The 17,884-nt window shown below is 39.2% G+C and carries 10 protein-coding genes and 1 pseudogene; 5 read left to right on the top strand and 6 right to left on the bottom strand.

The annotated features are described in order from the left end of the window. Nucleotides 1–552 precede the first annotated feature (552 nt). Nucleotides 553–699: a hypothetical protein gene (locus BGL89_RS20370; RefSeq protein ID WP_286827357.1), complete on the top strand. Its 147-nt coding sequence runs from the start codon at nucleotides 553–555 to the stop codon at nucleotides 697–699. Between the two features lie 369 nt (nucleotides 700–1,068). On the opposite strand, the pseudogene BGL89_RS21395 reads toward BGL89_RS20370, so the two are convergent. After that, nucleotides 1,069–1,324: pseudogene (locus tag BGL89_RS21395) on the bottom strand (BrnA antitoxin family protein). 305 nt (nucleotides 1,325–1,629) lie between these two features. Here BGL89_RS21395 and BGL89_RS20360 point away from each other — a divergent pair. The 4 genes from BGL89_RS20360 (at nucleotide 1,630) to BGL89_RS20345 (ending at nucleotide 10,758) form a co-directional block, all read left to right on the top strand. After that, nucleotides 1,630–2,715, top strand: coding sequence for an amidohydrolase family protein (locus tag BGL89_RS20360; protein ID WP_286827355.1), 1,086 nt, complete (start codon nucleotides 1,630–1,632; stop codon nucleotides 2,713–2,715). Nucleotides 2,716–2,748: 33 nt separating this feature from the next. Then, nucleotides 2,749–3,384, top strand: coding sequence for a hypothetical protein (locus BGL89_RS20355; RefSeq protein ID WP_286827354.1), 636 nt, complete (start codon nucleotides 2,749–2,751; stop codon nucleotides 3,382–3,384). Nucleotides 3,385–3,570: 186 nt separating this feature from the next. Next, nucleotides 3,571–4,965 carry a radical SAM/SPASM domain-containing protein gene (locus tag BGL89_RS20350; protein ID WP_286827353.1) on the top strand — a complete coding sequence of 465 codons (1,395 nt, stop codon included), beginning with the start codon at nucleotides 3,571–3,573 and terminating at the stop codon, nucleotides 4,963–4,965. Nucleotides 4,966–4,980: 15 nt separating this feature from the next. Further along, the gene (locus tag BGL89_RS20345) at nucleotides 4,981–10,758 is read left to right on the top strand and encodes an AAA family ATPase (protein ID WP_286827352.1); all 5,778 of its coding nucleotides are present in this window, start codon (nucleotides 4,981–4,983) and stop codon (nucleotides 10,756–10,758) included. On the opposite strand, the gene BGL89_RS20340 is transcribed toward BGL89_RS20345, so the two are convergent. The 5 genes from BGL89_RS20340 to BGL89_RS20320 all read right to left on the bottom strand — a co-directional run bounded on the left by BGL89_RS20340 (nucleotide 10,755) and on the right by BGL89_RS20320 (nucleotide 17,567). Further along, on the bottom strand, nucleotides 10,755–12,092 hold the full coding sequence (locus BGL89_RS20340; protein WP_286827351.1) for an AAA-like domain-containing protein: 1,338 nt from the start codon (nucleotides 12,090–12,092) through the stop codon (nucleotides 10,755–10,757). The genes BGL89_RS20345 and BGL89_RS20340 overlap by 4 nt on opposite strands. A gap of 446 nt (nucleotides 12,093–12,538) precedes the next feature. Continuing rightward, the gene (locus BGL89_RS20335) at nucleotides 12,539–13,750 is read right to left on the bottom strand and encodes a glycosyltransferase (protein ID WP_286827350.1); all 1,212 of its coding nucleotides are present in this window, start codon (nucleotides 13,748–13,750) and stop codon (nucleotides 12,539–12,541) included. Between the two features lie 73 nt (nucleotides 13,751–13,823). Then, on the bottom strand, nucleotides 13,824–16,490 hold the full coding sequence (locus BGL89_RS20330) for a methyl-accepting chemotaxis protein (RefSeq protein ID WP_286827349.1): 2,667 nt from the start codon (nucleotides 16,488–16,490) through the stop codon (nucleotides 13,824–13,826). An 89-nt stretch (nucleotides 16,491–16,579) separates the two neighbouring features. Continuing rightward, nucleotides 16,580–17,110: a chemotaxis protein CheW gene (locus BGL89_RS20325; protein WP_286827348.1), complete on the bottom strand. Its 531-nt coding sequence runs from the start codon at nucleotides 17,108–17,110 to the stop codon at nucleotides 16,580–16,582. Nucleotides 17,111–17,201: 91 nt separating this feature from the next. Further along, nucleotides 17,202–17,567 carry a response regulator transcription factor gene (locus BGL89_RS20320; RefSeq protein ID WP_286827347.1) on the bottom strand — a complete coding sequence of 122 codons (366 nt, stop codon included), beginning with the start codon at nucleotides 17,565–17,567 and terminating at the stop codon, nucleotides 17,202–17,204. Nucleotides 17,568–17,884 lie beyond the last annotated feature (317 nt).

Below are 17,884 nucleotides of genomic sequence, written 5' to 3'. Positions count from 1 at the left end.
TTTACTATATATTACTTATCTTTTTTGGGAGTCTGTGTCTGTATTCCATGCTACATAAGCTTTTCAGCTTGCTTGTCCCCCTGTCAGGGATCTGGTTTGATGTTGGTTGACTTGTGTTATTCAAGAAATTGAGTTTTGTCGCCATTTTTTTAGTACCTCTGTGATTTTTTTAGTAAATGAACTAAGTATCTCTTGGTATAAGAGAAAAGAAACTGATCTACACCTTTAAGACGTTCTCAAGAATCCATTGCTGAATTGTCCAAGTTAGCCATAATGCCTTAAGCAAAATGTCTTGTCTTTTGGCTTAAAAGTGATTGCTTTCATCACCTTTGATACCAGAATAAGTTTTATTTTGAGTAATGGCAATCTCTAAAACTAATACTTTTCTAATATGTTTTTTCGAGCAGAATATTAACTTTTATATTAGATTTATATTAGATTCATATTAGACTCAAAGGGTCACTTTATGGTATAATGACCTAACCCTTGAAGTAGAACAGATGAATTAATCAGACAGATTTAAGAGATTAAACCCGATTTACCTTAACTAGAATGAGTAAAACTCTTTTATATGCTGATTTGTTGCGATTTCAGGGATTTATTGCTGGATTTATTCAAGTAAAGTCTAAAAAACGCCCGCTTTTCTCAGAAAATCAAGAGATGCGATCGCCCTCAAAGATGAAACCAGATGCTATTTAGTCGTAATCTCCAAAAATATCCCACTCTCTCGGATGTAGCATCTTTGAAGTATGGATGTTAGATCAGTTAGGCAAAAACTCTACAGATGGTGTTACTACAAACCTTGTACCCCTACAGATAGGGTATTTTTTTGAGCGGGTCTAATTTTTCCTGTAATATTAGATTTATATTAACTTTAAAGGGTCACTTTATGGTATGGTCATGTACTTTTTAAGTAGAACTAATGAATTAATCGGGCGGCTAAAATCATCAAAACCCTTTTAAAATCTGACTTATAGCGGTTTCAGGGGATGAAAAGAAGCAAAAAAGCGATCGCTATTCCTCAGAACAACACAGCGATCGCCTAACTTGTAACTATCACAAGCAACATTATTGGAGGGCTGATAATTCTTCCCGAAGAATACGGCGTAAATCGGACTGAGTGAGCGATCGCTCCTTAGGAGATTGGATATATTGTTTTAAAACCTCATTAATTAGAGTTTGATAGCCCATTCCTGCGGTTTGCTGCCTGTTCTCGAAAATAAGCTAGAATCTCATCATCTAGATAAATGGTAATGCGTGTTTTTCCCTTAGAGGAAATGAGCGCCCCCCGTTTTCCTTTAGAAAAATCATATTCCTTTCTCATAAGTTTTTCTCTCTTGTTTTGTAGCACGACGAGCAGAAATCAAGGGAATGACTTCACCTCGCAAAATATCACACGAATCGCCTTACCTTCGCACTTAGAGGAATATTGAGGGGGAATGACAACTGTGCCATGATGAAGAATCGTCTTAAATTCAATCGCTTCCATTCGTTAAGTTTAATAAAGTGCTGTATCAAGTTTAACCCAATCAATCCATGGAGTTTTAGGAGACGAAAAGAAAGAATAAAAAAGCGATCGCTTTTTCCCAATCAAATATAATTTAGGTAGAAAATTGCCGAAAAATCGCTATGCTCAACGGGTACAAAATTATTGATGCTGATTCCCATGTCATTGAACCCCCCGCAATGTGGGGCCAATACCTAGAACCTAAATTTAGGGAATTTGCTCCTTCTGCTGACATGAAAATCAAAGGAGAACCGATTAGTCAAAAAATCTCCCCACAAGTCCAAGCAGAAGGGAATAAGCAGATGATGCAAGCTCATCCCCACGCTTATCTCAATCGCTATAACCCAGAGTCCCATGTTCAAGCAATGGCACAAATGGGGGTAGATAGGGCCTTTATTTATCCTACTTACGGACTATGGTTATTTGCCATTGATAGCCTACCCGCCGAAGTGATGGGGGCTTTTGTCCGTGCCTATAATAGATGGTTATCAGAAGAATATTGTAGCTATGACCCGGCTAGACTGAAAGGAGTCGCTGCAGTCAATCAACATGATCCCGAAGATATGGTCAAAGAGCTACACCGCAGCGCAAACTTGGGCTGGAAGGCGGTTTTTTTGCGCCCTAACCCCGTTAAAGGCAGAATTTTGAGCGATCCAGCCTATGAACCCTTTTGGGCGGCCTGCGAGGATTTAGACATGGCTGTAGGAATTCATGAAGGCACTCATAGCCGCTTATCCACCACTGGTGCCGAGCGATTTAATAGTCGGTTTGCGCTTCATGCTTGTTCTCACCCGATGGAACAAATGATGGCACTATTAGCCTTAATTGAAGGGGGGGTGTTAGAACGTCATCCGAGGCTGAGGGTGGCGTTTCTAGAATCAGGGTGTGGTTGGCTTCCCTATTGGTTATGGAAGCTTGACGAAGAATACAAAAATTTACATTGGGAAGTCCAAGATCGGGTAAAATTACTACCATCGGAATATTTTCGCCGTCAATGTTACATTGCGGTGGAACCTTCTGAACCCTATTTGCCTCAGGTCATTGACTTTATCGGTTCTGATAACTTAATCTTCGGGTCTGATTATCCTCACATGGATCATCAGGCTGATGGGGTAAAAAAAGTTATAGGACTTGAAGACAACTTATCTCAGGAGATAGTCAAAAAGATCCTTGGGGATAACCCTAATTGTTTTTATGGCCTAATTTAAAAACATAAATCTAAAACTTTAGGAGTGCAAAAAATGAAGTTTGGAACTAGAGATCTACTTATTAGCCATCAAACTTATCTACAAAGCAGCAAAATACCGGATGAGGGGCTACAGAATGGAAAAACTGAACCCTCTGAAGAATTTGTAACTCGAATTTGTCAACAAGCAAAGCTAATTTCTCAACTGATTACCTTTATCTGGCGATGGTCGGATAAAAACCCTATGGATGAGCAGAACAGAAAGAATGTTGCTGCTAAAAAGCTCAAAGATATATTTGACAGACCGAAACAAATAGAAAGAGGCGAATTGACGGACAAATTGATGGGTTTGTTGACTACAGATATATTTTCTGACTCATCAAACTCCGAATTGCTAAAGACCGTCTTTGCTGAATATAGCGAAGAGCAAAAAAAGACGTTGTTTCCTATCTTCTCGGAATATGAAGCAAAAAGATATGCGTTATTTGTTGATGTAGAACGCTTTCATGGACAAATAGGAGATCCTACCCCAAACGATCCAGGGATTTTTTCATTCACAATTCCCTATCCCCCACGTCCACAACTGGGAGAGGCAACAGTTTCTGAACAGGAGTTAGAGACATGGCTCAACAACACAGATATAACGCATTTTGTGGCAGAAAACCCTTATATTCCCACCACTTCTTCTTAATTCTCAACAGCGAGATTTTTTCAAAAAGTTGTAGACTTCAGCACACCTAAAAAATCTGCGGTGTTTTTACTTTTCTGCCACCCAAAATTCAAGGTATAGCAGTAGGATTTAAGGTGAGTACAGTCTTAACTGTTGAAACTCAAAGTATGTCCTACTGTTCCCTGTTCCCATTTCCAGTAGCACTGTATGATTATTAAAGATCCACAAAAGCTTTTACCAATTTCAGGAAAGGAAAACTGTAATCTTCCTGACAGGGTACTTGAAATACCGCCTCATGGTGTTCCTTTGCATTCAAAAACTATCGAGAAATTGTTGGCCATAGCCAAAGAACAAGATTCAATAATTGCATTTCGACCTAGTTTCCCAGTTCTCTCAGAACTGGGTTTACCTGCCTATCCTACCTTAGTTTATTTATACCCTCAAACATTAAATAATCATTGGCATCAAATTCGCAAGAAAATCGAAGTTATATTAAAAAGTAATTATTTGGCTAATTTTCCTTTTACCTTGATTTATCAAGTCGATCTTGAGGAACAATTACACTACTTTTCTGAGTATTATGGGAGAGCAATACAACCTTCTTATGTAAGAGTTATTCTTAGTAATACTTGTAATCTTAAATGTGTAATGTGTCCTTATCATAGTTCCCTTTTAAAACCAAATCATACTACCGATTTTTTTCAAGGGAATAAATCTATGTCTTGGGACATGATGGAACGACTAGCTAAAGACTGTGGAGGGGCTGGAATTAGTCTTTTAATTGGTAGTGTTGAAGAACCACTACTTCATCCTAAACTGATTAAATTTATTGAAATTTGTCGACAACAAGGAGTACCTAAAATTCATCTAACTACTAATGGTCAACTACTAAATGAAAGCTGTTCTAAAGCATTGTTAAAAGCGGGTTTAACGAGTATTGATGTTAGTCTTGATGCGGCGACTCCAGAGACTTACTTGAAAATTCGAGGCTCTGATTTAAACCGAGTTGAAGCCAACATCATTAATTTTATAAAACTTAGAGATCAATTAGGAATTTCCTGTGAAATAAGAACATCTTTTGTAAGAAATCGAGAAATTAGACCTGAAGAAGAACAAATGTTTTTAAATCGCTGGCTATCCCAAGTAAATAGTGTTTTCATCTTAAATGTCGCTGAATATAAAGAAACTAATATCCGTCTTGATAAAACTCATAACGCAGTCAACAATTCTCTTCAAGATTATCAAAAAAAAGCCAAGGGGCGATGGGCTTGTTTGTTTCCCTTTCTTGAAATGGCTGTTTTACCTGATGGACAAATTTATTATTGTATTGAAACTTTGTTTAGATTAGGCTTTGATCAGAATCTAAAAAGCTTAGGTGATTATCATCAACAAACACTACAAGAGATTTGGGATGGATATTTATTTAAACAACTTCGACGAGATTTGATCCTGAATCAGTTAGACACTAGACCTATCTGTAAAAGCTGTGATATGTGGATGTCACAGGTAATTAATCGGGAAGTAAAAGATGAATGCAAAGTTTTGACAACAACAGTTACAGAAATTCATTCTCAAATTAACTCAAAAAATAACAGCATTTGATATCTAGAAAACATTATGAAAGACTACCAACTCGTCGAAAAAATTTACGAAAGTCCTAATTCATTAGTTTACCGTGCTACTTTAAATCAAAATAATCAGCCGATTGTTATCAAAATTCTCAAAGAAAACTATCCTACGCCCTCAGAGCTAACTCGTTATAAACAAGAATATGAAATTACCCGTTCTCTTAATGTAGATAATATTGTTAAATCTTATGACTTACAGCGATATGAAAATAGCTTAGTAATACTGTTTGAAGATTGTGGTGGTCAATCTTTAAAATTATTAGTCTCCCAAAGTAAATTAAGCTTAGAAGAATTTCTAATGATTGCCATTAAGATAACTGAGGGATTAGCGGCCATCCATAAAGCTAACATTATCCATAAAGATATTAACCCTTCTAATATTGTCTATAACCCAAAAACGGGACAACTTAAAATCATTGATTTTGGCATTTCTACTCGTTTATCCCAAGAATTAATTACGCTTGTTCCCCCTCATCAATTAGAAGGAACATTAGCTTTTATTGCCCCAGAACAAACAGGGAGAATGAATCGTGGACTTGATTATCGTAGTGACTTTTATTCCCTTGGTGTAACTTTTTATGAACTGTTAACCCATCAACTTCCCTTTCCAATCACTGACCCGATGGAGTTGGTTCATTGTCATATTGCCCAACAAGCTTTACCTGTTCATGAACTCAGTCGAAATGTTCCCTTAACTGTTTCTAATATCATTAGCAAATTATTAGCGAAAACGCCAGAGGAAAGATATCAAAGTGCGTGGGGAATTAAAGCAGACTTAGAAAACTGTCTGAATCAATTAAAGATGAAAAGACAAATTTTACAATTTCCTTTAGCAAGTCAGGATATAGCGGAAAGATTTCAGATTCCGCAAAAACTTTATGGTCGAGAACAGAAAATTAATCAACTTCTCACCGCTTTTGAGAGAGTCAGTCAAGGAACAACAGAAATCGTTCTAATTTCCGGCTATTCAGGGATTGGCAAATCTGCATTAGTTAATGAAATTCATAAACCTATTACACGCCAACGAGGACAGTTTATTAAGGGAAAATTCGATCAATTACAGCGAAATATTCCCTATTCTGCTATTTCTCAAGCGTTTCAAGACTTAATTCGTCAACTGCTAAGTGAACCAGAAATAATTCTACAAACTTGGAAAAAGAAGATATTAGAAGTCTTAGGTAGTAATGGTCAAATTATTATCGATGTTATTCCTGAACTTGAGAAAATTATTAGCAAACAGCCCCCAGCCGAATCACTAGGGGGAACAGAAAGTCAAAATCGCTTTAATTTATTTTTTAAACGATTTCTCAATGTTTTTTGCCAAAAAGAATATCCTTTAGTGATCTTTATTGATGATTTGCAATGGGCTGATTTACCTTCTCTGAACTTAATTGAGCAATTAATATCAGATTCGGATATTAAATATTTTCTTCTGCTCGGAGCTTATCGAGATAATGAAGTGAATCCTGTCCATCCTCTAGTACACACTTTAGAGAATATTAAACAAGCACAAGTCCCAATTTTGGAGATTACCCTCTCCCCTTTAAAACTTAAGCACATTAATCAATTAATTGCTGATACCCTTAATTGTTCAACAGAAATTTCTCAACCGCTCGCTAAGTTAATCGCTAAAAAAACGGGTGGCAATCCTTTTTTTCTGACTCAACTTATCTATTCTTTGTATCAAGATAATTTATTAACATTTAATTCTACTCAATCTCCTTTGATTAATTCAGAAAATAATGAACGAGGTTATTGGCAATGGGATATCGAACAAGTTGAAAGGGTATCTATTACTGAGAATGTCGTTGATTTGATGGTTCATAAAATCAAAAAGTTAAATCATAAAACTCAAAATATTCTTAAACTAGCAGCTTGTATTGGCAACCAATTTAATTTAGAAATTATTGCAATTATAAATAATAAATCTCAAAAAATCACTGCTCAAGAACTACAATCAGCTTTAGATGAAGGACTGGTAATTCCTTTAGATAATAAATACAAAGTTCCTCTTTTATGGAACTCCGAAGAATTATCGAGTAAACTTTTAGAAAACGAGCCTGAGTCCTCCATAGATATTCCCTATAAATTTTTACATGACCGAGTACAACAAGCAGCTTATTCTCTAATTCCACAAGAAGAAAAGAAGCCGATTCATTTACAAGTTGGTCGCCTACTTCTGAAAAATATTAAACAAGATGAGTTGCAGAAAAATATTTTCGATATTGTCAATCATCTGAACGAAGGTTCTGAATTAATTACTGAACAATTAGAAAAAGATAAGTTAGCCAAATTAAATCTTCAAGCAGGGAAAAAAGCCAAAGCATCATCAGCTTATAAGGCTTATCTAAGATATATGACAATTTGTTTAAATTTGCTAGTCGTTAATAGTTGGAAAACCCATTATAAGTTAACCTTAGAAATTCATTTAGGACTCATAGAAGCTCTCTATTTGAATAACAAATTTGATCAGGTCGAATATTTTTATAAAGTTGTTCTTGAAAAGGCTAAAAATAGCATTGACAAAGTACCTGCATATCAGTACATGATTTCATCGTATTCTGCTGACTTTAAACACGAAAAAGCAATAGAGATCAGTCTCAAGTTATTAGCTGAATTAGAAATAGACACTTCTCAAGCAAGCGAGGAGCTTGAGAAAAAAATTAAGCGAGAAAAGGAAAGTATTCAACTTTTTCTAAAGGGAAGAAGTATTAAAGATTTAGTGAGTCTTCTTCCCATGAATGATCCCTATAAATTAGGAGCAATATTAATCTTGCAACAGCTTTCTGCTGCAACAATACAGACTAATTGGTTATTATATCTTCTTATAACTTTAATTCAAGTCAATCTCTGCCTTAAATTTGGTAATTCTTCTCAATCTCCTGCTGTCTATGGAGCTTATGGCATCATGCTCTGTGGAAATCTAAATGATATAGATTCGGGGTACGAATTTGGCCAACTTTCTTTAAAGTTGCTAGAGCAATTGAATATTCCCAAATTAGAAGCTAAAGTTAATCATCTGTACTATGGATTTATATGGCACTGGAAACAGTCTCTTAGAAATATAGTTACAGAAGAAAAATTATTACAAGGGATTCAGAAAGGAATAGAAACCGGAGATAATGAATTTGCTAGTTATGCAGCCATAACTTATTGCTTTATCAAGTGCTTTGGAGGATATAATTTGCAGGAGGTTTCTCTAACTTATACAAAATACAGACAATTAATGTATAAAACCCAACAAGACTATTCAATTTTTTATCTCGAAATTTCTTATAGTTTTATTCTAAATCTGATTCATGAAGCCCCAAGTAAATTAGTTATTGGTAGTTCTCAGATAGAAGAAAATCAACATCTTAAAAATTGGCTTGACAAGTCTAATGAATGGTTATTGTGTATTTTTTCTTTGATCAAAACAATGATTTGTTATTTTTTAAAAGATTATGATCAAGCTTGTCATTATGGACTGGAAACACAACAATACATAAAAAGTAGTGATTCGTATTTACCATCTCCTCAACATAGTTTTTATTCTTCTCTTTCTTTTTTAGCTCATCACAATAATTGTGAGATAAAACAGCAAGAAAAATTACTACAACAAGTAGATAACAACCAGCAGAAGATGGCAAAATGGGCAAGTCATTGTCCAGCAAATTTTCAACATAAATATGATCTAGTTGAAGCAGAAAAAGCCCGAGTCTTAGGTCAAAACTGGAAAGCTCAAGAATTTTATGAAAAAGCAATTCAGGGAGCAAAAAAATATGAATTTATCCATGAAGAGGCTTTAGCTTATGAACGTGCCTCTGAATTTTATTTTACTTTAGGTAGAGAAGAAATCGGTAAACTATATCTCAGAAATGCTTATCATTGTTACATTCGTTGGGGTGCAAAGGCCAAAGTTAAACAATTAGAAGAAGAATACCCTCAATATTTGTTAGGCATCAGCAATCAAAACAAATCTAAGGGATTAAGTACCACTATCTCTACCACTGGAAATGATGGAGAAGTTCTTGATTTAAGCACAATTATCAAAGCCTCGCAAGCGATTTCTGGAGAAATCAAGCTAGAAAATCTTCTGCAAAATTTAATGAAAATTGTCATTGAAAATGCAGGAGCGCAAACAGGTTATCTGATTTTAGAAAAGGAAGAAAATTGGGTTATTGAAGCCCAAGGCACAATTGATCAAGAAACTATTAATATCTTACAGTCAATTCCCATAGAATCTATCGACCATGATAACTCAATTCCTCTTTTACCCACTAAAATTATTTATTATGTGGCTCGCACAAAAGAAACTATCGTTGTAAACGATGCCACTTCATCAGGTCAATTTACAACTGATCCTTACATTGTTGCAAAACAAACTAAATCCATTCTTTGTACCCCTTTACTCAATCAAGGTCAAATAAAAGGAATTGTTTATTTAGAAAATAATCTAACCACAGGTGCATTTACTGATGAAAGAGTAGAACTATTAAACATTTTAGCGGCTCAAGCTGCTATCTCTATTGATAACTCCAGACTCTATCAAAACTTAGAACAAAGAGTGCAAGAACGCACTAAAGAACTCACAAATACTTTAGAGGTACTGAAAGCAACTCAAGCAGAACTTATCTTTGAAAATGACCTGCTTAAAAGTGCTGAACAACCCCCAAAATTTGTCTATCAAGTGGGGGGAAGTTTACCGATGGATGCACCGAATTATGTGGTTCGACAAGCTGATCGCAATCTTTATAAAGCTCTCAAACAAGGTCTATTTTGCTATGTTTTAAATGCACGTCAAATGGGAAAATCTAGCTTAATGGTACGGATGATGAGCCAATTACAAAAGGAGGGAATTAAATGTGCAGTCATTGACTTAACTCGCCTAGGAACAGACAATATTACCCCCGAACAATGGTATAAAGGATTAGCCGTTGATCTGCTCCGCAGTTTTGGATTAATAAAACAATTGAAACCTTTTAAAGCTTGGTGGAGTGAACAATTAGACCTGCCTCCTGTACAACGATTAGGACAATTTATAGAAAATTTTCTTCTAGTTAATAACAATTTTAATCAGCGGCAATCTAGACAATCGACTGTTATATTTATTGATGAAATTGATAGCATTTTAGGGTTAAAATTTGATGTCTCTGACTTTTTTGCTTTAATTCGTTCTTTTTATAACCAGAGAGCGATTCAACCTCAATTTCAAGAGCTAACTTTTGCCTTTTTTGGTGCTACCACACCTTCAGCTTTAATTACTGACCCCCAGAAAACACCTTTTAATATTGGTAACGCTATTGAATTAGCAAGTTTTAAAGAACACGAAGCCCAACCTTTATTATATGGGTTAACAGAAAAAGTCAGTAATCTTCAGACAATGCTCAAACAAGTCTTAAGCTGGACGGGAGGGCAACCTTTCTTAACTCAAAAACTCTGTCAACTGATGCGGGATAGTGAGCAGCCAATCCCCTCTAATCAAGAAGAACAATGGTTAGCTCAGTTAGTAGCAGAAAAAATTATTCAAGATTGGGAGATGCAGGATCAACCCGAACATTTAAAAACCATTCAAGATCGCCTTCTTCAAAGTCCAAACCGACCCCAATTATTAACCTTGTATCGACAAATCCTGCATCAAGAAGCAATACAGATTGATAACAATCCCTATTTACCTGAGTTATTTTTATCTGGATTAGTGGTAAAACGCCATGGTAAAATGGACGTTCATAATCGGATTTATCAGACGATATTTAATACTGATTGGCTTGAGCGATCGCTATCTTAAACTGAACCAGTATATTGACTTCTAAAGTACTTTTGATACAACTGACAACTGACAATTGCTTGATTTTCCCTGAGTTTAATTAAACCCATACTATTAAGTTTATAAGCAATAATTGGATCGAGTATCATTGGTTGATTCCCTTGACAAATCTGTTGAAAAACATCGGCAAGTTCGGGTTGTTTTTGTAAAGTGACCCAGTGCAGCTGTAAATGAGAGGAATAAATCCCCGTTGATGTAATTGCTGATTTGATTAAATCTTCAATCGTGATTCGCTCTTGGCTAAGATGATAAATCGCTAAATGAATCAAGGCAGGATGTCCTCCTACTAAGTCGATCAATTGTTGAATTTCGTTGGTTGCTAATTCATTTAATTGATATTTTTTTGCCAATTCTGCCACTTGTTCTTGACCAAAACCCTGTAACTCTATGGGTAATCCCACATTGAAAGGAGACTGTTCTAATCGCAGAGAAACATAAGATTCTGTGGATTGAACAATAATTAAACGTAATTTCTGCCACAGGGGAGATCGCTTAGATTCTTCATAACAAGCTCTGATTAAAGGTAAAAAATCTTCCGCTACTTTCGGATGTTCAAAGACTCGATGCACTTCGTCTAAAGCCAATACCAGTGGCTGTTTTATCTCTTGTAAAATATACTCTTCAAAATAAATTGTCCAACTCATTTTAATTCCTATATCTTCATCCCAATAATCATCTAATTTGGCTTCTAAATTCAACTGCCGAGCGCAATTACGGCAGATCCAGCGTAAGAACTTGTTAAAATCTGCGATGATGTCTTGGTCTGCTTTTTGTAAATTTAAACTAACAATTTGATAACCTAATTGTTGTTGACAAGCCTCTAAAATTGTTAATAATAAAGACGTTTTCCCCCATTTTTTGGGCGCTTTAATGCGTACTAACGCCCCAGATTGACCGATTTCCTCGATAATTTTTGCTTCAAGTTTTGTTCGTTTTAGATAATAATAATAATTATAGGAAACAGGAGCATCGGGGTATTCTGGACGCTCATTCTGGGGATATTCATTACCGCAATACTGAAGCGATGTGGAGTTGGTACAATGAGATTGTAGTCTAGATAAAAAATTTTTCTTATTGATCGGAGAACCGATCAGTTGCGAGACTTTATCATAGAGTCCTGGCGCAACTACATTGGCAAGATAGCTGCTACTATAACCATTTTCTTGGGCAATTTCTTGATAGGTTTTTTTCTGCCAAAGTCCTCGCAACAATAATTGTTCTGTGTCATTGAGACAGCGATTCTCAAGCTTGAGCAGTTGCCGATTAAGAATCTCTTGGATTTCCTCGAATTTCATTATTTTTGTCTAAGGTAAGAAGATTTTAGGGAATAGATTATTTGATTTTCCAGTTCTGTTGCAGCCAGAAATATTGAATCTTGACATAACAGCACCGATTCAAAATAGAATTGGTATATTTGACAGACAAGCTGACGAGAACCAGCAACCGACAAAATTGTGCGATGGCAACCCTGAGGGAGATTAAATTCCCCTCTTGCTAGGAAATTATAGCATTTCTTGTCAAGGTCAATTACACGGCAGCAATTATCTCTTGATAATTTCTATCAAAACCCCTAAGTCTTCAGCGTCTAACTCCTCGATAATCCTATTAACAATTAATTCGGAAAAATCCTCACAGGATTTGACTAGACAGGGTTTTAGCAATCAGATGTACTGCATTTTAACTGCCTATTGAGAATTTTAGTACAGTGGCTGCTCCCAATCTTCGCAACAACAGTGAACAGTTACTGTTCATCATTCAATACACTTGCTCCCAGAGCTTCTAGGGTTTCTTGCAGCATTTCAGCGCGAGAGAAATTACCCTGATCTTTCAATAATTGTAGGCCTTTTTGCCAAATCTCGATCGCCTCATTATAACTACCGAAAACTATATAAGCAACCCCTAGATTTTGGTAAATAGTGGGATTATCGGGGTTTAACTTGAGAGCTTTTTTATAAGCTTTAATCGATTCTGGTAGCCGGTGCAGTTGTTTGAGAACCAGTCCTAAATTATAGTAACCATCGGCATAGCTAGGATCAATTTCTACGGTTTTCTCAAAGATAGATAAGGCCGCTTCGTATTTTTCTGCTTCGTATAATAACCCACCTAAATTATTATAGGCACCCAGTTTTAACTTATCTAAAATTGGCTGCTTAATCGCTTTAACAAAATGATCGCATGATTGCTTAAATTCCTCCACTGAATAATAATAATTAGCGAGATGATAATATAACTCGTATAAAATATGAGGATTAGAGCCATGGCATTTTAAACCATGTTTGAGCAGCTTAAAACCCTCTTTATCCCTGCCAATCTTCAGATATAACCCTCCCAATTTACTACACACATAGGGATCGTGGGGATGTTGCTGATAAAAACCCTCCATCGCTTTTCTTGCCCGTTCAAACTTATCTAAGCTGGCTATTTTATCGACGGTGTAACCGTAGTGAAAGATAGCAATTTCTGGCAGTTCAACTATTTTCCAACCAGGTTCTTTTTTTAATAAAATAGCCACATTATCATCAATAATTGAGTGATAGGGACGGGTAAAAGTGACCTGAGGATGTCGGCGAAATAGCCGCGAAATTAGAGAATAAGGTGATTGTACGGCTCCGATTTCATGGCGGATTAAATTAATCACTAAATTTTCCTCTTTTTCCATTGCCCGACGCATTTTCGCTACGATAGCGGGATTTAATTCCTCATCAGCATCAAGGACTAAAATCCAATCGCCAGTAACATATTTTAAAGCCTCATTTCTGGCATCGGAAAAATTACCCCGCCAATCGTAGCTAGGAACTATGGCACCGTAACTTTGAGCAATAGCAATCGTATCATCGGTCGAACCCGTATCCATAACGATCATCTCATCCACCACCCCTTTAACGCTATCCAAACAGCGCCGGAGATTTTCGGCTTCATTTTTGACAATCATGCAGAGACTAAGTTTAGGCATAACTTTACTCACTCTAGCGGTCAATCTTGAGCGATAGCGGCTAATCAATAACCCACCGATTACCGCTCACCGATTATCGATCATCCTCTGAGTCTACCTTAAACCGTTCTACCGAAGAAAGCAGCTCCCGGGAGATACTCACCAGTTTTTGCAGAGAACCGGCCACCCGTTGGGATTCTTGGGAAGTTTCCTGAGCGGTTAACTCCACCGACTGCATAACTTGGGCGACATTGAGGGAATTTTCCCGTTGTTTAACCGTATCGGCGGTAATCGATCGCACCAGCGTATCGATGCGGTTAGAAACTTGGATAATATCTTCTAGGGACTTCTTCGCCTGTTCCGAGCGCTCGGTGACATCGATCACCTGTTGAATCCCTTCCTCCATCGCCGTCATTACCGAACCCGTTTCCGATTGAATCTGTAAAACGATCTGTTCAATTTCCTTAAGAGATTTAGCGGCTCTATCGGCCAACTGACGCACCTCATCGGCCACAACCGCAAAACCGCGGCCCGCCTCTCCTGCTCGCGCCGCTTGAATCGAGGCATTAAGAGCCAATAAATTGGTCCGCGAGGCAATCTGAGAGACTACCGCGACAATTTTCGAGATTTCCTGGGAAGCTTCCGCCAAACGCTTGACTTTTCGCGCCGTTTCTGATACAGTCTCGCGGATTTGCAGAATTCCCGCCACGGTTCTTTCCACGGAATCGCCCCCCTTCAGGGCGGTAATCGAGGAAGTGCGGGCGACTTCTTCGGCTTCTCTGGCGTTTTCTGCCACCCGTTGAATTGAGTCGGTCATCATCTGTACCGAATTAAGGGTGACGGCCAATTCCTCCGCCATCCGCAGGGCATCGCTAGACTGATTGCGGGCGAAAGATTCACTATTGGTACTGCCTTGATTCACCTGTTTTGCCGCTTTTTTCACCTGTCGGACAATTTCGCGCAGGTTTTGGATAGTCAAATTAAAAGCATCGGCCACCGCCCCTAAAACATCGGCGCTTACCTCCGCTTCCACGGTCAGATCTCCCCGAGCTGCTCCTTCCACATCATCGAGAAGTCGAATTACTTGCCGTTGTAAGTCTTCCCGTTCCCGTTCCGTTTCGGCGGCGCGGCGTTGGGCTTCCGTGGTGGTAACTACCACCACCTGAGCCATCTGATTGAAACGATTGGCCAGTTGACCGAATTCATCTTCCGAGTAGATCGTCGCTTTAGCGTTAAAATTACCTTCCGAGAGATGATCGAATTGGCTTTGCAGATCGTTGAGACTGCGCTTAATCTGACTAATTAGCAACTGTAGGCCTAGCCAAGTCAGGGCCAGGGTTCCCAGTCCGGTTAATAACATCATGGTTAGTACCGGTTGACTGAAGGGGGAAAGACTGGCTGAGGCTGGCGGTTTTGGGGCCGGTTTGGGGGCAACCTTTTCGGTTTTTGCCCGGCTATTCGGGGCTGGTTTGGCAGCCAAGAGCGTAGAAAGCCAAGAGGTGGTACTAACGGCAAAAATTATGATCACAGGGGTAATACCCGCTAAAGCCGCTAGGATTAGTTGTTTTTTGCCTAAAGAAGCGTTGACAAAAAAGCCTAATTTGTCCGGAGCGACTTCCACCACTGGCTTGAGCAAGAGATCGGAAGCATGGGTAAGATGACTATCTCTTTTGTCATTGGGGGTTTTTAGACGAGAAGGATTAAAACTAGGCTCTCCCACACCAGAACTGGCATTAAGGCCCGCACTGGGTTCGGGGAGAAAACCACCACTCAAAGCTTCCCCCCCCGAAAGGGTAAATAGCTCCCAGTCCCCCAGTCCTTCAACCGTATCCGTCAGAGCCAGTGGGGAAAAACCGTCTAAATCCTCATCATTGAGTTCTGATTCCCCAAAATCTCCGGTGTCTTCCTCCTCGTATCTTTTTTGAGTGACTCGGCCAGTTTTTGCCCCTTGTGGGCGGGTCGATTCCGGGTCAATGGCAAAAGCGCTTTCTTCTAGGGTATCCCTATAGGATAACTCCTGATCTCTGCCGGTGAGGGGATTTCCTCCCAGATCAGAGGAAACCATAAAAGTGGCTTCTCCCGTTGACCCTAGCTCACCGTCCCACCCTTCCTCCAGCGAGTCAATCTCCGCCGCTTCTAAAAAGGGGAAAGGGGCTTCCCCCTCCGCCGAATCGCTAGACCACTGGGAACCGTGAGAGCCAGTGCCCGCCAGGTTAGGGGAACTAAAGGCGGTTTCCTCCGATTCCTCAAAATCATCGTCATAGGAATGGACTTTACTTACCGTAGGCTCGCCGGGATCCTCCTCATTGAAAAGACTACTATTCCAATCCAGCTCTTTATTTTGTCCATCGGGGTCAGCCCCTTGCGACTTCCTGGAGCGAGAATGGTTAAAACCTTGACCTAGATCGAAAGCTGCCTCGCTGTAGACAATGCTTTCCGTAGCAGCGATCGTAAAATCTCCCTCCTCGGCCTCAAAACCCAATTGCCGAATCTGATCGAGACCACGCTGGGCATAATCGACTAGATCGGAGCCATTGGGAGAATTTTTAGCCAATTGCAGCACTGTTTCGTAACGTTCCTCAGCCAATCTGTATTGTTGTAGTCCTAGATAAATGTGACCCTGTAAAAGTATGACATTGACATCCTCGGGATACTTGCTGGTCATCTCTTCGACAATGACGGCGGCATCCTCAAGGTTGCCCTGGCAATAGGCGGTGTTAGCCTTTCTATAGAGTTTTGCGTATTCTGTCCCTGACGGCATTTGCCCCTCCCCTAGTAAAGTTAAATCAAGTAGTTAGTAGTTTTAAGAAAGAATTGCTATAAATCCTATTCTGCTATTTTTTTGAGGTTTTAAGCCGCCCAACGGGCAGAACGGAGTATGGCCAGATGATCGAGTAGTCTTAAGGTTTTTTTTGATTCTTGGCCCAGAATCCACTCTCCCTGCACATAGGGGGCGATCTGATCGGGAATACTGGCGGCACTACCTAGTTGATCTGGGTCGAGCCATTCCATATCTCCCAAACGTTCCACCGCTAAACCGAGGATCGTTTCCTCTTCTTCAAGCGCAATTATGGGAATTTCGGCTCGATCGGTGTTTAAGCGGCTGCTATCCCCCAAAAATTGCCCGAGATCCGCCACCCAGATCACTTGACCCCGGAGATTGATCGTGCCGAGGAGCAAGGGTGAAGCATTGGGAATGGGGGTAATGCGATCGAGTGGTTGCTGTATTACCTCGCAAATTCCCACGGCACTAAGGGCAAACTCGTCCTGAGAGGGTAGATAAAATCGCAAGTACAGTTCACCGACGGGAGTTTTTAATTCCTGATTATCGGGGGCGATATTTTGAGCGTTACCAGTAAAAGAATCGGCGTTGTTAAGCATGAGTTTAGTTCTCTTGCAACTAATAATTCGGGCGGCGTTTTTAGCTGTCTTGACCTATGCCATAGCTAGACTGTCCCCAGTGAGGGCGATTTTATCGGCGCAACAGTTGTTTAATGGTATAAATGAACTCAATCGGTTCAAAGGGCTTGACAATGTAGGCATCGGCTCCGATTTTCATGCCCCAATAGCGATCAAAGACTTCCCCTTTCAAGGAACAAATGACCACCGGGACATTTTTGGTTTTTGGATCCGACTTGAGACGACGACACACCTCATAACCATTCATGCGGGGCATGACGATATCGAGGACGACGAGATCCGGATTGGCTCTCTGAATATGTTCGAGGGCTTCCACCCCATCCGTGGCGATCGTGACCTTAATGCCGCTATTGCGGAGTAAATCACAGATCAGTTCCCGTTGCATTTGGCTGTCTTCTACCAGCAATATTTCCCTCATAACTCCCTACCTAGCTAGGCTGCCAAGAACAACAATGGCAAAAGATGCCCGATAATAGTCCCCGTTGACCGGATGCTCCGAAATTTCTCTCATTTTTGCCTCCAACGCAATCTTAAATTTATCAGGGGTTTCCCTCTAAACAAGGACTTGATTCACCGCTCAACTAAACTTACTCAAAATTACTTAAAAGTCTGAAAGCTTAGTCATTCGTAGTGGGTCAAGCACGGAGCGGATTAAACGGCAAACCCTTTATTCCCTGGTCAATGACATCAGGAATTACTTTTCTAATGATGTTAAATGCCCCATTGACATCGGCA

Source organism: Microcystis sp. LSC13-02, assembly GCA_002282935.1.
GTDB lineage: Bacteria > Cyanobacteriota > Cyanobacteriia > Cyanobacteriales > Microcystaceae > Microcystis.
This window is presented reverse-complemented; position numbering and strand designations above follow the sequence as displayed.

Excerpts from the sequence above, each read along its gene's own strand:
- BGL89_RS20340 (WP_286827351.1), bottom strand. The coding sequence starts at position 12,092 with ATGAAATTCGAGGAAATCCAAGAGATTCTTAATCGGCAACTGCTCAAG.
- BGL89_RS20350 (WP_286827353.1), top strand. The coding sequence starts at position 3,571 with ATGATTATTAAAGATCCACAAAAGCTTTTACCAATTTCAGGAAAGGAA.
- BGL89_RS20360 (WP_286827355.1), top strand. The coding sequence starts at position 1,630 with ATGCTCAACGGGTACAAAATTATTGATGCTGATTCCCATGTCATTGAA.
- BGL89_RS20345 (WP_286827352.1), top strand. The coding sequence starts at position 4,981 with ATGAAAGACTACCAACTCGTCGAAAAAATTTACGAAAGTCCTAATTCA.
- BGL89_RS20355 (WP_286827354.1), top strand. The coding sequence starts at position 2,749 with ATGAAGTTTGGAACTAGAGATCTACTTATTAGCCATCAAACTTATCTA.
- BGL89_RS20370 (WP_286827357.1), top strand. The coding sequence starts at position 553 with ATGAGTAAAACTCTTTTATATGCTGATTTGTTGCGATTTCAGGGATTT.
- BGL89_RS20330 (WP_286827349.1), bottom strand. The coding sequence starts at position 16,490 with ATGCCGTCAGGGACAGAATACGCAAAACTCTATAGAAAGGCTAACACC.
- BGL89_RS20335 (WP_286827350.1), bottom strand. The coding sequence starts at position 13,750 with ATGCCTAAACTTAGTCTCTGCATGATTGTCAAAAATGAAGCCGAAAAT.
- BGL89_RS20325 (WP_286827348.1), bottom strand. The coding sequence starts at position 17,110 with ATGCTTAACAACGCCGATTCTTTTACTGGTAACGCTCAAAATATCGCC.
- BGL89_RS20320 (WP_286827347.1), bottom strand. The coding sequence starts at position 17,567 with ATGAGGGAAATATTGCTGGTAGAAGACAGCCAAATGCAACGGGAACTG.